Origin of the sequence: Paenibacillus sp. CR_12 (genome assembly GCF_041953985.1) — a bacterium.
Classification (GTDB): domain Bacteria; phylum Bacillota; class Bacilli; order Paenibacillales; family Paenibacillaceae; genus Paenibacillus_AQ; species Paenibacillus_AQ lautus_A.
Genome location: NZ_JAVFHO010000008.1, coordinates 337,707 through 353,382, shown reverse-complemented (window position 1 = coordinate 353,382; position 15,676 = coordinate 337,707). Strand labels below are relative to the sequence as shown.

General features: G+C 53.0%; 14 protein-coding genes. 9 read left to right on the top strand and 5 right to left on the bottom strand.

Going from position 1 to position 15,676, the window contains the following annotated elements:
• Positions 1-100: 100 nt before the first annotated feature.
• Positions 101-1,492, bottom strand: coding sequence for a SpoVR family protein (locus RB297_RS25415; protein WP_096776397.1), 1,392 nt, complete (start codon positions 1,490-1,492; stop codon positions 101-103).
• 273 nt (positions 1,493-1,765) lie between these two features.
• Here RB297_RS25415 and RB297_RS25410 point away from each other — a divergent pair, with 273 nt between their 5' ends.
• Positions 1,766-3,562 carry a S9 family peptidase gene (locus RB297_RS25410; protein WP_213579608.1) on the top strand — a complete coding sequence of 599 codons (1,797 nt, stop codon included), beginning with the start codon at positions 1,766-1,768 and terminating at the stop codon, positions 3,560-3,562.
• A gap of 61 nt (positions 3,563-3,623) precedes the next feature.
• On the opposite strand, the gene RB297_RS25405 is transcribed toward RB297_RS25410, so the two are convergent.
• Positions 3,624-4,607: a cation diffusion facilitator family transporter gene (locus RB297_RS25405; RefSeq protein ID WP_375121744.1), complete on the bottom strand. Its 984-nt coding sequence runs from the start codon at positions 4,605-4,607 to the stop codon at positions 3,624-3,626.
• Between the two features lie 329 nt (positions 4,608-4,936).
• Here RB297_RS25405 and RB297_RS25400 point away from each other — a divergent pair, with 329 nt between their 5' ends.
• The 4 genes from RB297_RS25400 to glpX all read left to right on the top strand — a co-directional run bounded on the left by RB297_RS25400 (position 4,937) and on the right by glpX (position 7,807).
• Positions 4,937-5,110, top strand: coding sequence for a GapA-binding peptide SR1P (locus RB297_RS25400; protein ID WP_015737095.1), 174 nt, complete (start codon positions 4,937-4,939; stop codon positions 5,108-5,110).
• Between the two features lie 195 nt (positions 5,111-5,305).
• Entirely contained in the window at positions 5,306-5,968 is a 663-nt protein-coding gene (locus RB297_RS25395) for a helix-turn-helix transcriptional regulator (RefSeq protein ID WP_009595798.1), read from the top strand.
• A gap of 13 nt (positions 5,969-5,981) precedes the next feature.
• Positions 5,982-6,788 (top strand): pyruvate, water dikinase regulatory protein, encoded by an 807-nt coding sequence (locus RB297_RS25390; protein WP_009595762.1) that lies wholly within the window; start codon positions 5,982-5,984, stop codon positions 6,786-6,788.
• A gap of 41 nt (positions 6,789-6,829) precedes the next feature.
• Complete coding sequence (gene glpX / locus RB297_RS25385) at positions 6,830-7,807, top strand: class II fructose-bisphosphatase (RefSeq protein WP_096776395.1); 978 nt, start codon at positions 6,830-6,832, stop codon at positions 7,805-7,807.
• A gap of 97 nt (positions 7,808-7,904) precedes the next feature.
• Here the strand turns inward: glpX and RB297_RS25380 are convergent, their stop codons facing one another.
• Together RB297_RS25380 and RB297_RS25375 are read right to left on the bottom strand one after the other, a co-directional pair.
• Positions 7,905-8,408 (bottom strand): hypothetical protein, encoded by a 504-nt coding sequence (locus tag RB297_RS25380; protein WP_009595848.1) that lies wholly within the window; start codon positions 8,406-8,408, stop codon positions 7,905-7,907.
• 238 nt (positions 8,409-8,646) lie between these two features.
• Positions 8,647-9,504 carry a DegV family protein gene (locus RB297_RS25375; RefSeq protein ID WP_015737093.1) on the bottom strand — a complete coding sequence of 286 codons (858 nt, stop codon included), beginning with the start codon at positions 9,502-9,504 and terminating at the stop codon, positions 8,647-8,649.
• 174 nt (positions 9,505-9,678) lie between these two features.
• Between RB297_RS25375 and RB297_RS25370 the strand changes: the two genes are divergently transcribed.
• Positions 9,679-10,536, top strand: a complete 858-nt coding sequence (locus tag RB297_RS25370) for a hypothetical protein (RefSeq protein ID WP_375121743.1) — start codon at positions 9,679-9,681, stop codon at positions 10,534-10,536.
• Between the two features lie 78 nt (positions 10,537-10,614).
• Here RB297_RS25370 and RB297_RS25365 read toward each other — a convergent pair whose 3' ends face one another.
• On the bottom strand, positions 10,615-11,526 hold the full coding sequence (locus tag RB297_RS25365; protein ID WP_213579606.1) for a J domain-containing protein: 912 nt from the start codon (positions 11,524-11,526) through the stop codon (positions 10,615-10,617).
• 269 nt (positions 11,527-11,795) lie between these two features.
• Between RB297_RS25365 and RB297_RS25360 the strand changes: the two genes are divergently transcribed.
• The 3 genes from RB297_RS25360 to RB297_RS25350 all read left to right on the top strand — a co-directional run bounded on the left by RB297_RS25360 (position 11,796) and on the right by RB297_RS25350 (position 15,507).
• On the top strand, positions 11,796-12,545 hold the full coding sequence (locus RB297_RS25360) for a DeoR/GlpR family DNA-binding transcription regulator (RefSeq protein WP_375121742.1): 750 nt from the start codon (positions 11,796-11,798) through the stop codon (positions 12,543-12,545).
• Positions 12,545-13,456 carry a 1-phosphofructokinase gene (pfkB, locus tag RB297_RS25355; protein WP_375121773.1) on the top strand — a complete coding sequence of 304 codons (912 nt, stop codon included), beginning with the start codon at positions 12,545-12,547 and terminating at the stop codon, positions 13,454-13,456. Before RB297_RS25360 ends, pfkB begins: the two co-directional genes overlap by 1 nt.
• An 80-nt stretch (positions 13,457-13,536) precedes the next feature.
• Complete coding sequence (locus tag RB297_RS25350; RefSeq protein ID WP_375121741.1) at positions 13,537-15,507, top strand: PTS fructose transporter subunit IIABC; 1,971 nt, start codon at positions 13,537-13,539, stop codon at positions 15,505-15,507.
• Positions 15,508-15,676 lie beyond the last annotated feature (169 nt).

Genomic DNA, 15,676 nt, shown 5'->3' with positions numbered 1-15,676 from the left:
TGCCTATATGTAAACGAACAGCAGCACCCGCGAATGGAGCAATCCTACTCATCGCGGGTACTGCTGTGATTATACCGTTGTTTTGCTGCTTCAACCGCCGTTAAATAAACCGTCGATGCAGCTTCTTGCCGTCATAGGAGAACAGAATCGGTTTGCCTTCGATGATGCTGTGCAGATGCACGGGTTTGCCCCAGAGCCGGTAAACATAAGGGATGGTGCGCTCCATATACTTCAGGTCGAGCTCAATGCCCTCGTACAGATGCTTGATCATCAGCTCGCCGGAACGGAGATGATCGCCGTCGGTCACGACGAGGAACGGCGAGCCGCCGTTTACGCGGGAGACGACCAGCTGATCGCGGATGTTCTCCCATGCCTTGTCGGTGATTTTCCACTCCGGGCCTTTTTTCTCGAAGACATAGAGGTCCAGGTCCTCCACGAGTTCCTTTGTTAAATAATTGCGCAGGAAGGAAATATCGGAATCGTATTCGCGTACATCAAACATCTTCTCCCGATCCCAGCGGCGCTCGATATCCTCGAAGATTTTCAGTCCGAGGTAGTAGGGATTCAGGCTGTGGCGCGACGGCTGCACGACCGAGGCGTTGAGCTTGGCGAACTCCACCGTTTCCTCGCTGGTCAGGTCCATTTCCCGCAGGATGCGTTGATGCCAATACGAAGCCCAGCCCTCGTTCATGATTTTGGTTTCCATCTGCGGCCAGAAGTACAGCATCTCCTCGCGCAGCATGCTCATAATGTCCCGCTGCCAATCCTCCAGAATGTCGGAGTGCTCCTGAATGAACCACATGATGTCTTTTTCCGGCTCGGGCGGGAAGCGCTTGGGCGCCGCCGGCGATTTATCGGTTTGTTTGTCGCCGTCTTCGTCCATTTCCCATAAATCGTCATACCGGCCGGGAGGCTTCTGCCGCTTGGCTTCCTCCTTCTGCTCCTGCATCCGCCGTGCCGTGTAGCGCTGTTTATCGAGTTTATCGGGCCTCACGATATGGGGATCCACATGCTCCTGAATCGCCAGCACGGCGTCGATGAACTGCTCAACCGCCTCCGTGCCGTGTTCGATCTCATAGCGGGAGATGCGCTCCGCCGTGGCGGACATGCTCTCGACCATATTGCGGTTGGAGACGGAGAAGCGGGCGTTGTTTTTGAAAAAATCGCAGTGTGCAAGGACGTGGGCGACAATGAGTTTATTCTGGATCAGGGAGTTGCCGTCCAGGAGAAACGCATAACACGGATTGGAGTTGATCACGAGCTCGTAGATTTTGCTTAGGCCGAAGTCGTACTGCATCTTCATTTTATTGAAGGTTTTACCGAAGCTCCAGTGGCTGAACCGGGTAGGCATGCCGTAGGCGCCGAAGGTGTATATGATGTCTGCCGGGCAGATCTCATATCGCATAGGGTAAAAATCAAGGCCGAAGCCTGTAGCGATCTCGGTAATCTCCGCAATGGAACGTTCCAGTTCCGCGATCTCGTCTTGGTGCACGAGAATCCCCCCTTCGTCATTAAAAACATGGTTCTTATCATTTATATGGAATCCTGCAGCAGATATGCGGGCAGAAGAGGGGGCGCCGGGAATATATACAGGCCTCTGTCAAAATTTGTGCATCATCTCGGTCTGCAGACTTAGTAACCTGCCCGACTATGTAACGGTGACCCCCAGAATGCTTTACGTTATAATGGGAATAATCCAGCGGTTTGGAAGAGTTACCCATTTATTAACCGATGGATAATAAGATGAGGTCAGGGAGGCAAATGAATGATCGATTTTCCTAAGCCCGATGTGGAGCAATTTTTTCAAACGTATGGCATTCGTACCTTCGGAATCAGTGCAGACGAGTCACGGCTTGTATTCAGCAGCAGTCTAAACGGAAAGTTCAATTTATGGGCCATGGAGTTAGAAGGGGAGACGTCCTACCCTTATCCGCTTACATACAATGACCAGATCGCAAGCTTCATTAAGCTGGACCCGGAAGGGCGGCATATCTTGACGGCGTTTGACCGCGACGGGAATGAGAATTATCAGTTTCATGCGCTGCGCTGGAACGGCGGCGAGCCGATGCCTTTGTTCGAAGGGGCGGATGCGGAGGACAAACATTATTTCGTGCATCTGTCAGAGGACGGCAAGCGACTGTATTATGTCACGTCGAAGGGGAATCCGACCTTCCTGAATTCGCGCGTGTATCATCTGGACACCAAGGAGGATCATTTGCTGCATGAGGGCGAGGCGACGTCGACCGAAATGTGTGCCGTGAGCCCCGACGAGAAAACCATCGCGTATACGAAAATGTATGCCAACACCTACTATGTTAGTTACGTGAAGCGAGAGGGCGAAGAGCCGCTGTGCTTGACGCCTACGCCTGAACAGGTGCATATTTCGGGGGATGTGCTGTTTGTCAGCAATGACCAGGTCATTTTTGCAACAGACTATGAATCCGAATTTTCTTACGTGGCCCGTTACGACATCCCGCAGCGGAAGTTTGAACCCCTGTGCCGCATCGACCGGGAGAGCATCCAGCTCTTGCGCTACCATAAGGATTCACGAACCCTGTACATCGTTACGGAAAAAGGGGTAGAGGATCGACTGTATGCCTATTCGCTCGACAGCGGTGAGTTAACCTCCATTCCTCTTCCATCGGACATCGTGGAGCAGCTGAACGTCACGAAGTCCGGCAATCTGTACCTGCTCGCCCGGGGTGCGGTGAAGCCGCTTAACATTTACCGTTATGCAGGCGGCTCATGGAGCCCGATCACAAAGAACGTGCTGACAGGGTTGACCGATGAGGACTTGGTGACGCCGGATGTCGTGACGTATCCATCTTTTGACGGAATGGAGATCGAGGCTCTCCTGTTCCGCGCCAAAGACAACGTGGCCAACGGTTATACGGTGTTTTGGCCGCATGGCGGCCCGCAAGCCTCGGAGCGCAAGCAGTTCCGCTCCATGTTCCAGTATATCCTGGCCAAAGGGTATCACATCTTCTGCCCGAACTTCCGGGGAAGCACCGGTTACGGCAGCTCCTTCGTGAAATTGGTGGAGCAGGATTGGGGCGAGGGACCGCGCAAGGACTGCTTGGCAGGCATGGATTGGCTGTTCGAGCAAGGGATTTCGAGCCGCGAGAAGCTCTTCGTGATGGGCGGAAGCTACGGCGGTTATATGACCCTGCTGCTGGCGGGCCGGAATCCGGATTATTTCAAGGCGGCCATCGACATCGTCGGGGTCAGCAACCTGTTTACCTTCTACGATTCGGTGCCGGAACACTGGAAACCGATTATGGAGCGCTGGATAGGCGATCCGGAGCGGGATAAAGAACGCTTCATCAAGGATTCGCCGATTACGTATCTGGATGACATGGTGAACCCGATGCTCATCATCCAGGGAGCCAACGATCCGCGCGTCGTTAAAGAGGAGTCCGACCAAATCGTCGAGGCCTTGAGAGCCAAGGGCCGTGACGTGGAGTATCTTGTGTTCGAAGACGAGGGGCATGGGATTACGAAGAAGGCCAACGAAAAGATCGCTTATGCACGGATGGTCGAATTCCTGAAGCGCAATCATTAAGCATCGCATAAAAAAAGAGGCATGCCCGAGGTCCAAACGGACTCTGAGGCATGCCTCTTCCTTATTGACCCGGATGATCCAGACCCTCTCTTGGATTCCAGAGCTTGATTCCGTCGTCCTCCAGTATGCCCAAGGTCACGTCCGAGATGTTCGGATCCTGGGTCAACAGGGCGTTGATTCTCATTTTGGATTGCCCGGCCTCGGCCAGGGTCATCCCTTTTTTCAGCTCGATGTAGGCTTCCACATGATAATTACGGCCTTCCTGCAGAATACGCAGACGATTGATGTCACGAACATCCGGATCGGCAAGAATGATTCCGGAGATTTTCTCTTCCACGTCCTTCGGAGCGGCCACCCCGATTAAACCGACCATGTTGTCATATCCGACCTTAAAGGCTACGCCCACCATCAGACAGCCGATCAGGATCGTGGCGATTCCGTCTAGGATGAGGAAATTGAAGAAATGCGCGAACACGATGGCGATCAGCGCGAAGAGGGCGCCAAGCGTTGCAACAATATCTTCATAGAACACAAGCCGTGTCGGCGGGGCGGCGCGGCCGGCATTTTTGAAAGCGGCGGGCAGCAAGGAAAGTCCCGATGCTTTGGCGCGGGTTTCCTTCATAATTTCTTTCATGGCTTTAACCAGGATGGAACCGTCAATGATAACAGCAATGGCCAGCACAATGAAATTGAGCCAGAAATTCGTGGCTTCTTCCGGATGTTTTAACAGCTTGAAGCCCTTCAGTATCGTTTCATAGGCCATGATGGTGACCACGATCACCGCGACCATGCAGACCAGGTTAATGACCCTGCCAAAGCCCGTGGGGAACTTCTTGGTCGGCTTCCGCTCGGCCAGGACGCTGCCTACGAATACGAATCCTTGATTCACGGCATCGGCCACCGAATGCATGGCGGAGGCAAACATCGTCCCGCTGCCGCTGATGGAAGCGGCAATCCCCTTGATGATGGCCAATCCCGTATTGCCCAGTGCGGCAATGGCGGATGAGGTATTTCCTTTCTTAATGAGCTGCCATGTGTTATTCAATCCAAACCCTCCGTCTATAATGTCGATTTTTAGTGGAATCCGAAGTATATATTATCATATCATGCCAAATTAAGGATATCCCTCTCTTTTAGATGAGATAAGATTACACAAAAATTACTTAACATGTTTTTTGTTACATTAAACATGATTTACTCATATCTTTATTTCTTGCCCAATACATTAAGAATATAGTGGAAAATAAAGGATGGGTGAAGCGTAGGAGGTTGGTTAGCGGTCTTTGGCATGAAGTGGAGAATCGTTTGTAACCCCTTGATAATCAAGCGGGAACTGCCTTGCAGCAAAGTGAATAAACATGGGGAGGAAATGTTATGAAAGCGTTAACAAGTCCGGAGGCAGCCAAAGGCAAGGCGAACGAGGAATGGGGCCTGATCATATGCTCCAGATGCGATGAGATGGTGGACACGATTCCAACCGACGGAGTGAAAATCATTTATGGATTTTGCGGAAAAGGGGAATGCAAGGGCACGGACTTTCAGAACTGAATGATCGTGGCGATTAGCGGAATGAATAACGAGCATGCTTAAGGGAGGAATTTTCCTGAAAGCATGCTTTTTTTTGGATTTATAACCTTTTTTGATGGGTATAACAAAAATTATTGATACTTTATTATGCATTTTTAGACGAAAATATGTTGCATATATATTATATATGACGTATTATATCGGCAAGTAGAGGAAATGCACGCAGGAGGGATCACTATCGAACTGACGACAAGGCAGCAGGATATCGTCGATATCGTAAAAAAACATGCACCCATTACAGGAGATCAGATTGCGGAGATGCTGAATGTCAGCCGTGCCACCCTTCGCACCGATTTATCCAAGCTTGTGGTTCTGGATTATATTGATGCCAAGCCCAAGGTCGGGTACTTTCTGGGAAAGCGGGGAACGCGCGACCGGGAGGAAAAGTTTCGCCTTCTCAAAATGAAGGTTGGCGATCTGCACGGCGTTCCGGTGATTGTGCGTGAGACCACGACGATTCACGAAGCCGTTGTATCCTTGTTTCTGGAGAACGTGGGAAATCTGATCGTTACCGATGCCGACGGCCATCTGGCCGGTATCGTGTCCCGTAAGGATCTGCTCAAGGTAACGCTTGGCAACCCGACGGCCTCCTCCATGCCGGTAAGCCTGATCATGACCCGCCGGGCCAACGTAACAACGGTGCAGCCGGAAGACACGGTGCTGGATGCCGCACGAAAAATCATTAATCATCAAATCGATAGCCTGCCGGTGGTCGTTCCATCCACCACGGGAAATCCGGGGGAGCACTGGAAGGTTGTCGGCCGGATCACAAAAACGAATATTATCAAAATGCTGCTCGACATGGTAGCCGAGGAATAATGGGAGGAATCGGATGAATCAGGCATTAACTCATTTCATAGCAATCTGTTCGGACTCCATCGGGGAGACGGCTGAAGCGGTTGTTCAAGCCACCCTGCGCCAATTCGAGCTTCCGAATACAGAGGTTAAACGTTATATGAACGTTCGCGACGAGGAAGAATTGACCGAATTGATGGAGGAGGTGGCAAGGCGCGGAGGATTTGTGGCTTATACGCTCGTTCAGCCGGAGCTTCGCGAGGTCATGCGGGAAGAAGCCGTCCGGCTCAACATTCGCACCGTGGATATCATGGGGCCGATGATGCAGGCCTTTGCCGACACGTTCAACGACTATCCCAAGCGGCTGCCGGGCCTGCTGCACCGCTTGGACGACAGCTATTTCCGGCGGGTGGACGCGATGGAATTCGCCGTCCAGTATGACGATGGCAAGGATGTCAGCGCCATTTTGAAGGCGGACATCATCCTGCTGGGCGTATCCAGGATCTCGAAGACGCCGCTGTCGATGTTTCTCGCACATAAAGGCTACAAAACGGTCAATTTCCCGATCGTGCCGGAGATGTCGCCGCCTTCCCAGCTCAGAGAGGTCACGAACGGCACGATCATCGGGCTTACGATCGAGCCGGAGCATCTTCTCAAAATCCGCAGCGAGCGCTTAAAGGTCATGGGACTGCCGCATCAGGTGCAGTATGCAGCCCTGGAGCGGATCCAGGAGGAGCTGGATTACGCCTTGTCGCTGTACGAGGAGCTCGGGTGTCCCGTCATCGACGTCACGGATAAGGCGATTGAGGAATCCGCAGGACTGATTATGAATTATCTGAAATAAGCAGCATCGGTTAGGAAAATAGCAAAAGGAGGGATTCAATCATGGAGAGTTCATTAGCATTGGAGCTTGTAAGAGTGACGGAGGAAGCAGCGCTGCAATCCGCCCGCTGGACAGGAAGAGGTGACAAGAACAGTGCTGATGAAGCCGCAACGGTAGCGATGCGCAAGCATTTTGATTCCGCAGCGATGGATGGAGTCGTGGTCATAGGGGAAGGCGAGATGGATGAAGCGCCGATGCTGTATATCGGAGAGCGCGTAGGGAATCGCAAAGGTGCGAAGATGGACGTGGCGGTGGATCCGCTCGAAGGAACGGAAACGGTGGCGAACGGGCTGAACAATGCGTTGTCCGTGATTGCCGCGGCTCCACGGGGAACCCTGCTGCACGCGCCCGATATTTATATGCATAAACTTGCGGTCGGCCCCGAGCTTGCGGGCAAGCTGAGTTTGAATGACCCGATTGAGGTTACCCTTCGAAAAGCATCGGAGATCTTATCCAAGCCGCTGTCGGAGATGACCGTGTCCATTCTCGACCGCGAGCGTCACAGCACGATGATCAGGGCTTTGCGAGAATCCGGGGTAAGGATCAAGCTGCTGAGCCACGGCGATGTCATGGGAGCGATCGAGACCTGCACGGACAGTGAGGTCGATCTCTACGTGGGCTCCGGAGGGGCACCGGAAGGCGTTCTGGCCGCAGCCGCCTTGAAATGCCTGGGCGGAGAAATCCAGGGACGGCTCATACCGGAGACGCCGGAGGATTTCGTCCGATGCCAGGGCATGGGATTGAAGCATCCCGAGCAGCTGCTGACGATGGAGGATATGGTGGGACGGGAAGGCGTGCTCTTCGTAGCCACCGGGGTGACGGCCGGAGATTTCCTTCGCGGGGTTAAATATATGCCGGGTCAGCGAGCCGAAACGCATTCGGTCATGATGTACTCCGGCACGAGAACCATCCGTTATATCCGCAGCGTCCATCATCTGTTCCAAAGCAATGAAACCTTAGCCGCCGCTGCATCTTCTTGATGGATATGGGCGGCATCCGCTAAATAAAAGGCACTCCAAGGTTAGTCGACCTTCGGAGTGCCTTTATGCGTTGTTAACGGTTTGGCAAATCGTGCGCTCACCCGTGCCTCTTACGCCCGAGCATCAGCCAAGCTCCTCCAAGCACAAGCAGCACAGCGATGACAGGCTGAACGACCGAGAGGTAATTGAGTACGGGTCCGATCGAGAATACCACGAAGAACAGCAGCGACAGGACGGTCAGAATGTTAATCGGGATGAGCAGCCACTTGTTACGCGAACCGAACCAGTAGAACTCGAACAATCCGGCCGCAACGGCAAGAATAAAGCCGGGCCACATCGACCCCCAAGAGTCGAACAAGGAAGCGATTTGGCTGACAATACCGGCTGTGAGCAGAATGCCGCCCGGTATCAACAGCCCGATTCCCTGACGTCCGACCAGCGAGAAGTACATCCAATGAAAAAACAGGCCTAACGGGATCACGAACAGGGTAGGCCAGAACGTGGCAAAGATAGAACCGGCGCCTACGGTACCGCCTTGGTTCAAGAGCAAGTATGCGCCAAGCAGGATGAGCAGAGGTGCTAAGATTGTACGTTTCGTCATACAAACTTCGTTCCTTTCCTTATATAGATTGATTATTCCAAGAATACCATGCAAGGGATGGGGGTGTCCTCGGTCCTTCGGGGAATGTTTCACCTAGACTTTAGTCTAGGCTGGACATGTGTAACCTATTGGCGGCTCGTTTAATAAGTTCCTAAACGTTCTGCTTAGACGAAGGACAGAAAAGACAGTCCTGCAGCAGAGAACAACAAAGCAGAACTGTCTTCGGATATAAACAATTTTATGATGGCTTCTTGGTATACATCAGTCCGACGGTTTGAGGACCGCAGTGGCTGCAAATGACGCAGCCGGCCGTAGAAATGCTGACCTGTCGTGCGCCTGTCTTTTCCTGCAGTTCCTTCTGCAGGAAACGGGCTTCCTCCTCGGCCATGGTATGTACAACAACGATCAGATCATTGTCCATCTTATCCACTTGAGCCAGTGCATTCTGAATCATTTGATCCAGCGCCTTTTCTTTTTTGCCGCGTACCTTGTAAGCCGGGATCATGCCGCCGTCCACGACTTTGATCACCGGACGGATTTTGAGCAGGCTGCCGATGATGTTTTGCATGCCGGAGCAGCGTCCGCCCTTATACAAATAATCCAGCGTATCGACAACGAATTCGCACTCCACTTCGTTTACGGTCCGGCTTAATAGCTCCACAATTTGCGGTATGGACGAGCCTTCATTGGCCGCGTGAACAGCCTTCATAACAAGCAGTCCGATGCCGGAGGAAAGATTGCGCGAATCAAACACGGTAACCCGCCCTTCGGGCAGCTCGCCTGCAGCTATCAACGCATTTTGGTAGGTGGAAGAAAGCTCTGACGAAATGCTGAGGAACAGGATATCCTCACCCTGTTCAATCGAAGGCGAGAAGGCCGCAATGAAGTCGGACGGAGAAGGTGCCGCTGTTTTGGGCAGGCTGCCGATCTGATCGACTTTGGCATACAACTGTTCCGGTGTGATATCGACTCCATCCCGTAAGGATTGTTCTCCGAATACGACGTAGAGCGGAACGATGCCGATATTATATTCGTCTATCCACGAAGGTGGTAAGTCGCAGGTGCTGTCAGCAAAAATTCTAATTTTACCAGGCATGAACATCTCCCTTTATCAACTATTTGAGTCTGTATTACTACTAGAATACCTTGTTTGATCAGAAAAGGAAATGCTCTTGTCGTTTTGAACGCGAATGCGAAGGAATCGCCCAAAAAGCGGGAATTGTGCAACATTAACCCCAGGATTCCCGTTAATCATAATGGAGGTGGTTATATGGCAAAGCGAAAGCGTTGGAGCAAAATAATCACAGCATCTGCCGCAGCTATGCTGCTCATGGCAATGACGGCATGCAGCGGCGAAGGCCCGACTTCTCAGCCGCCGGCGGATCCGAATCCGGTCGAGGAGCCCAAGTATGAGATTAAGCAAGGAACCGGTACTTACGTAGGTCAAATCGACAACAATTCGGTCGAAATCGAGACGGTCGATGGTCCGACCGCATTCCGGCTGGGCGAGGGGATGGATCGGATCATATCCAAACTTCAGGGAGAAGAGTCCGTCTCCTATGAGTACAGGGAACAGCCGGTTGAAGGCGGGGCAGATTTGAAGCAGTTGATCCTCATCAAATTGACGGTGGACGACGAAGGCGGCGGCTCGGGTTCCGAGAACGCGCAGCTTCCGGAAACCAAGGATTTCGAGTTGGAGCTGGAGGGCATGAAAGAAACCAAAACAGCCAAACTGGCCGAGGGTGACGGCTACGCGCTGTATATATTCGATATTTTTTCCTTCGATGCAAAGACCAACAGGCTGACCATGAATGTGGACCAGGATTATTACGTCGAGATTACGAGGCTGCCTTCGGATTACAACGCGGACATACTCAAGCTTGAGGCGGAGAAGGAGCTTGCGGAGGTTGGCAAAGTCCATGAAGCTGAGGGCAGTGAAAGGCACAAAGTCTTGAAGGATGCATCCGTGTATATGATAGGCGAAGGCGAGGGCCTCACGAAGATGTACATTGTGGATGAGTTTGACGGACAGGGTTATATATTCCGCGTAAATAACCCTCACCGCGAACCTTCCGAAGGATTTGCTACACATGCTTTTACATCCTTGAGCTCGATTGTTAATCGATAATGTCATGCAAACAGCCCCTGTCGTTTGGCCATAAGGCCAAGCAGCAGGGGCTGTATCGATATTCGAGGGGGTCCGACGTTACTTGGACGTCTCCAAGTATTGCTTAATGAATCGCAGTGCATTCGCATCGCGTTCCGTGCCTTCGCGAATCCCCGCAAACATTTCTTTCTTCATGACGGGCAGTTCTTCGCCAAGCGGGCTGCCCATAATATCCACGGCATACACATGCTCCGCGCCGTCTTCCTCATTTGTACCCTTCACCAGCATTTCCGGGGTAAGCAGTTCCTTCAACTCGCCTTCGACTTCCGCTTCGAGCGGGCGTACCATGCCTTGATTGCCAATCCAATCAAAGGCGGTTTGATCCATGATATACAGGTCGGGACGTTCGGTGGACAGCACCAGCAGTGCCTTTTGCAGCATGGCGGCATCCTGCGGATTGTTGGAATCCAGGGGAGGCACGTAGTTAATGTTAACGGTTACGCGTTTCCAATCGGGAAATTGGGCCAAAATCGCGTCTTCGATCGGTTTAAGGTCCTGTCCGCCATCCTGGCTCATGTAAGAACCGAGGAACATGACTTCCAGGTCAACCGGGGGCAGGCTGGCCAGCCGTTCCTTCTCTGCCTGATGGTTGAAAATGCTGATCACGATATAAATGAGAACGCCCACCAGGGCAATGCCGCCGAGCACGTGGAATTTATAATAACGGAAGAAATGGTCGGTTTTCTCCGCCGTCCCGGCAAACCTCTTGTATTTGCCGTACCGTTTCTGATTCATCTCTTCCAAAGCTTTGCGGTTCTCTTCTTCCAGGATGAATTTATAGGCTTTGGTGATTTCGGCAAACTCGGCTTCGATCTCTTCCGCCCGGTCCGGCTCCCGCCTTTGATGCGAACGGGTTTGGCGCATGAGCAGCGTATACCGGTCGTCAAGCTGTTCCTTGGTTGCATCCTCCGGCAGACCTAGCCGCTCATAGGCTTCTTTCAGTTGGTCCATTCATGTCACCTCTTCTATACTGTGAGAGTTTCCTAGTTACCAGTATATAGCGTAGAGGCAGCAGGTTACAAACGTTTATGAGATGTTTCGACGCTTCTCGGCTTGCTATGGGGCAAACGGTCATCCATAAGAGAAAACCGTCCAACTTGGCAGCTTGCCAGGATGGTAAATCATTCATCAATTTCCTGAATGATTATGAATGTTTTTGAAAGTTTTAGATTGTTTTTTGAGGCGAATATGATACTATATGCTGTAGAGGGGGATTCATTATGCTGACGGAAGAAAGATACCGAATGATATTAGAGCGCTTACAACAGCGCGGTGTCGTGAAGCTGCAGGAATTGGTTGAACTGCTTGAAGCTTCGGAATCGACGGTAAGGCGAGATTTGATCGACCTTGAAGAACGTCAATTGCTAAAGCGTATTCATGGCGGAGCTGCTCTGCCGAGCCCAAAGATACAAGAACCTGGAATCGAGGAAAAAACGTTCAAAAACATTCAACAGAAAAACGCGGTTGCCCGGTTGGCTGCTGCACAGGTTGAGGATGGAGAAAGCATTTACCTGGATGCGGGTACGACCACGCTAGCCATGATTCCGTTCATCGACGCCAAAGACGTCACGGTTGTCACGAACGGTTTATCCCATATCGAAGCGTTGGTCAGCAAGCGGATCAAAAGCTATCTGCTGGGCGGCATGATGAAGATTCATACCAAAGCCGTCATCGGGAGCATCGCGCTGCAAAATATGGACAACTTCCGTTTTGACCGGTGCTTTCTGGGCACGAACGGCGTGGATGCGGAGATGGGCTACACCACCCCCGATCCGGAAGAAGCCTTGATCAAGCGGCGGGCCCACCAGCTGTCCGCTTCCAGTTACGTCCTTGCGGATTCCAGCAAAATCGGAGAGGTTTCCTTCGCCAAATTGCTGGACCTGAGCGAAGCGACGCTGATTACGGAGTCCTTGCCGGAATCATGGAAGAAGGTCATTTCACAGAAAACCAAAATAATTGAGGGATCATGATGATATATACGGTTACACTGAATCCTTCCATTGATTACATCGTGGAAGTTGAGCATATCGAGCTTGGCGGATTGAACAGAATGACCCGGGACATGAAGTTTCCGGGCGGGAAAGGAATTAACGTATCGCGTGTGCTGAACCAGCTGGGAGCCGATAATACGGCTATCGGTTTTCTTGGCGGTTTCACCGGCCGTTATATCGACGAGATGCTCGGCAAGGAAGGAATCCGCACGGATTTCGTGAACATCGCGGACGATACCCGCATCAACGTTAAGCTGAAGCATGGCGGAGAGACCGAGATCAACGGCTTGGGACCCGATATCCGGGAAGACGAAACCAAAGAGCTGCTCCGTAAGCTGTCACAGCTTGAAGCCGGCGATATCGTTGTGCTGTCAGGCAGCGTGCCGCCTTCGCTGGGTTCGGACTTTTATGGCCGTCTGATCGAAGCGTGCCGAAAGGGCGGCGCCGAATTCGTCATGGATACCACCGGTGAGGCTCTATTGAGGGCATTGGCCTATAAGCCGCTCCTTGTGAAACCGAACCACCACGAGTTGGCCGAATTGTTCGGCGTTGTCATTGACTCAAGGGAGCAGCTTGTGGAGTACGGACGGAGACTGCTTGAGAAAGGCGCGCAGCATGTCCTGATTTCCATGGCCGGAGAAGGGGCGCTGTTCATCACGGCCGATCGGGTCTATCACGCCCATGTTCCGCCGGGTACCGTCCGGAATTCGGTCGGTGCCGGCGATTCGATGATTGCCGGATTCGTCGGCACGCTTGCGAAGGGCCAGGGCCCGATCGAGGCATTCCGGACGGGGGTCGCCTCTGGAAGCGCTACGGCGTTCTCGGACGACTTGGCGGCAAGGGAAGCGATTGATGAGCTGCTTCCTCTGGTTAGGATCACGGAGTGGTGAGCCGCTTCACATCGAATAACCGGTAATGGGCGGTTATGGCGCGGTTGTCACCACGAAGATTTCAAGGGAGTGTGAATCACATGAGAATTACGGATTTAATGATACAAGAAACGATGATCATGGATCTGAAGGCGGTCACGAAGGAGGCTGCCATCGATGAACTGATCGGGAGTCTGGCCGCCAGCGGGCGGATCAACGATCCGGTTTTGTTTAAAGAGATGATCCTGAAGCGTGAAGCCGAATCCAGTACGGGGATCGGCGGCGGCATTGCGATGCCCCACGCCAAGACGAAAGCGGTTAACGAGCCGACCGTCGTGTTTGCCAAGAGCAGTGGGGGCGTGGATTTCGAAGCGCTGGACGGTGAGGCGGCGCATGTTTTTTTCATGATCGCCGCTCCCGAGGGAGCGGGGAATACGCATCTTCGTACCCTTGCAGCGTTATCGAGGCTGCTGATCGATGCGGAATTCATCGCGCAGTTGATGAAGGCGGAGACGCCGGCGGAGGTCACGGCTTTATTCGACTCCAAGCAGGCGGTTGAAGAAGACGCCAAGGCTGAGAGGGAAGCGGCCAAAAAAAGGGAAGCCGCACAAAAGGAAGCGGAGAACAAGCATCGGGAATCCGGCATTGCAGCCCAAGCTGACCAACGGGATGTTTCTGCCGTGGCCTCGACTCCGTTTGTGGTTGCCGTAACGGCTTGCCCGACCGGCATTGCCCATACGTTTATGGCCGAAGACGCCCTTAAGAAGAAAGCCCAGGAGATGGGCGTCGAAATCCGGGTGGAGACGAACGGCTCGGAGGGCGCGCAGAACGTATTGACGGAAGAGGAAATACGCAGGGCCTCAGGCGTCATCATTGCCGCCGACAAAAACGTGGAGATGGCCCGCTTTAACGGAAAACCCGTTCTCCAGCGTCCTGTCAGCGACGGCATCCGCAAATCGGAGGAGCTGATCCGCAGGGCGATGGGCGGCGAGGCGCCGATCTACCGCAGCGATGGCGGCGGTGAGCCGAAGGCGAAGGACGCGGAGAAGGGCAGCATAGGCACGAAAGTATATAAGGACCTGATGAATGGTATTTCGCACATGCTGCCGTTTGTCGTGGGCGGGGGCATTCTTCTGGCCATCTCCTTCCTGATCGAGCAGCTCGCCGGCGAGGATCATCCGCTCTTCCAGCTGCTGCAAACGATCGGCGGAGGAGACGGTGCCTTCCACTTCCTGATTCCGGTTCTGGCGGGCTTCATAGCGCTCAGCATAGGCGATCGTCCGGCGTTGATGCCCGGCATGGTCGGAGGCCTGATGGCCCTCAATTCCAATTCGGGGTTCCTTGGCGGTCTTGCGGCAGGTTTCTTGGCCGGTTACGTGGTTATCCTGCTGCGCAAAGCGTTTGCGGGGCTGCCCCGAGCGCTTGACGGCTTAAAGCCGATTCTGTTGTACCCGGTCGTCGGCCTGCTTTTTACCGGAACGATCATGTTCTACTTGTTCGATCCGTTCTTTAGCTGGATCAATCTCGGCCTGATTGATATTCTTAACAATTTGGGCACCGGCAACGCGGTGATTCTCGGTCTGATTCTGGGCGGGATGATGTCGATTGATATGGGCGGTCCCTTCAATAAAGCGGCGTATGCATTTGCGATCGGCGTATTCACATCCAGCGGCAACACGAACGGAGCCATGATGGCTGCGGTCATGGCCGGCGGGATGGTGCCTCCGCTGGCCATTGCTCTGGCCACGACGTTCTTCAAGCATAAGTTCACGGAGCAGGAACGCAAATCTGGCGTGACCAACTATGTGATGGGCCTTTCCTTCATAACGGAGGGGGCGATCCCGTTCGCCGCGGCCGACCCGCTGCGCGTACTAACATCCTGTATACTCGGTTCCGCGGTGGCAGGCGGGCTGACGCAGCTGTGGAGCATCAACGTTCCGGCCCCGCACGGGGGAATCTTTGTCGCTGCTCTTGCCAATCATGCGCTCCTGTTCCTGTTCTCGGTTCTCATTGGTTCGGCGATCTCGGGTGTGCTGCTTGGCGTTTGGAAGAAGCCGCTTGAACGAAAATAGACTCAATTACACGGGTTCAGGGTGAGCCATTAACTTACCTTCGACCCGTTTTTTCTTATGACGGCAGGCCCTGATTTTCTGATATGAGAACGCTTAGGAATGGTGTGCCGAGCGGGAATCAACGGAGGATCCGCGATTCTCTTGGGGAACAGAATCTATGAACATCCGG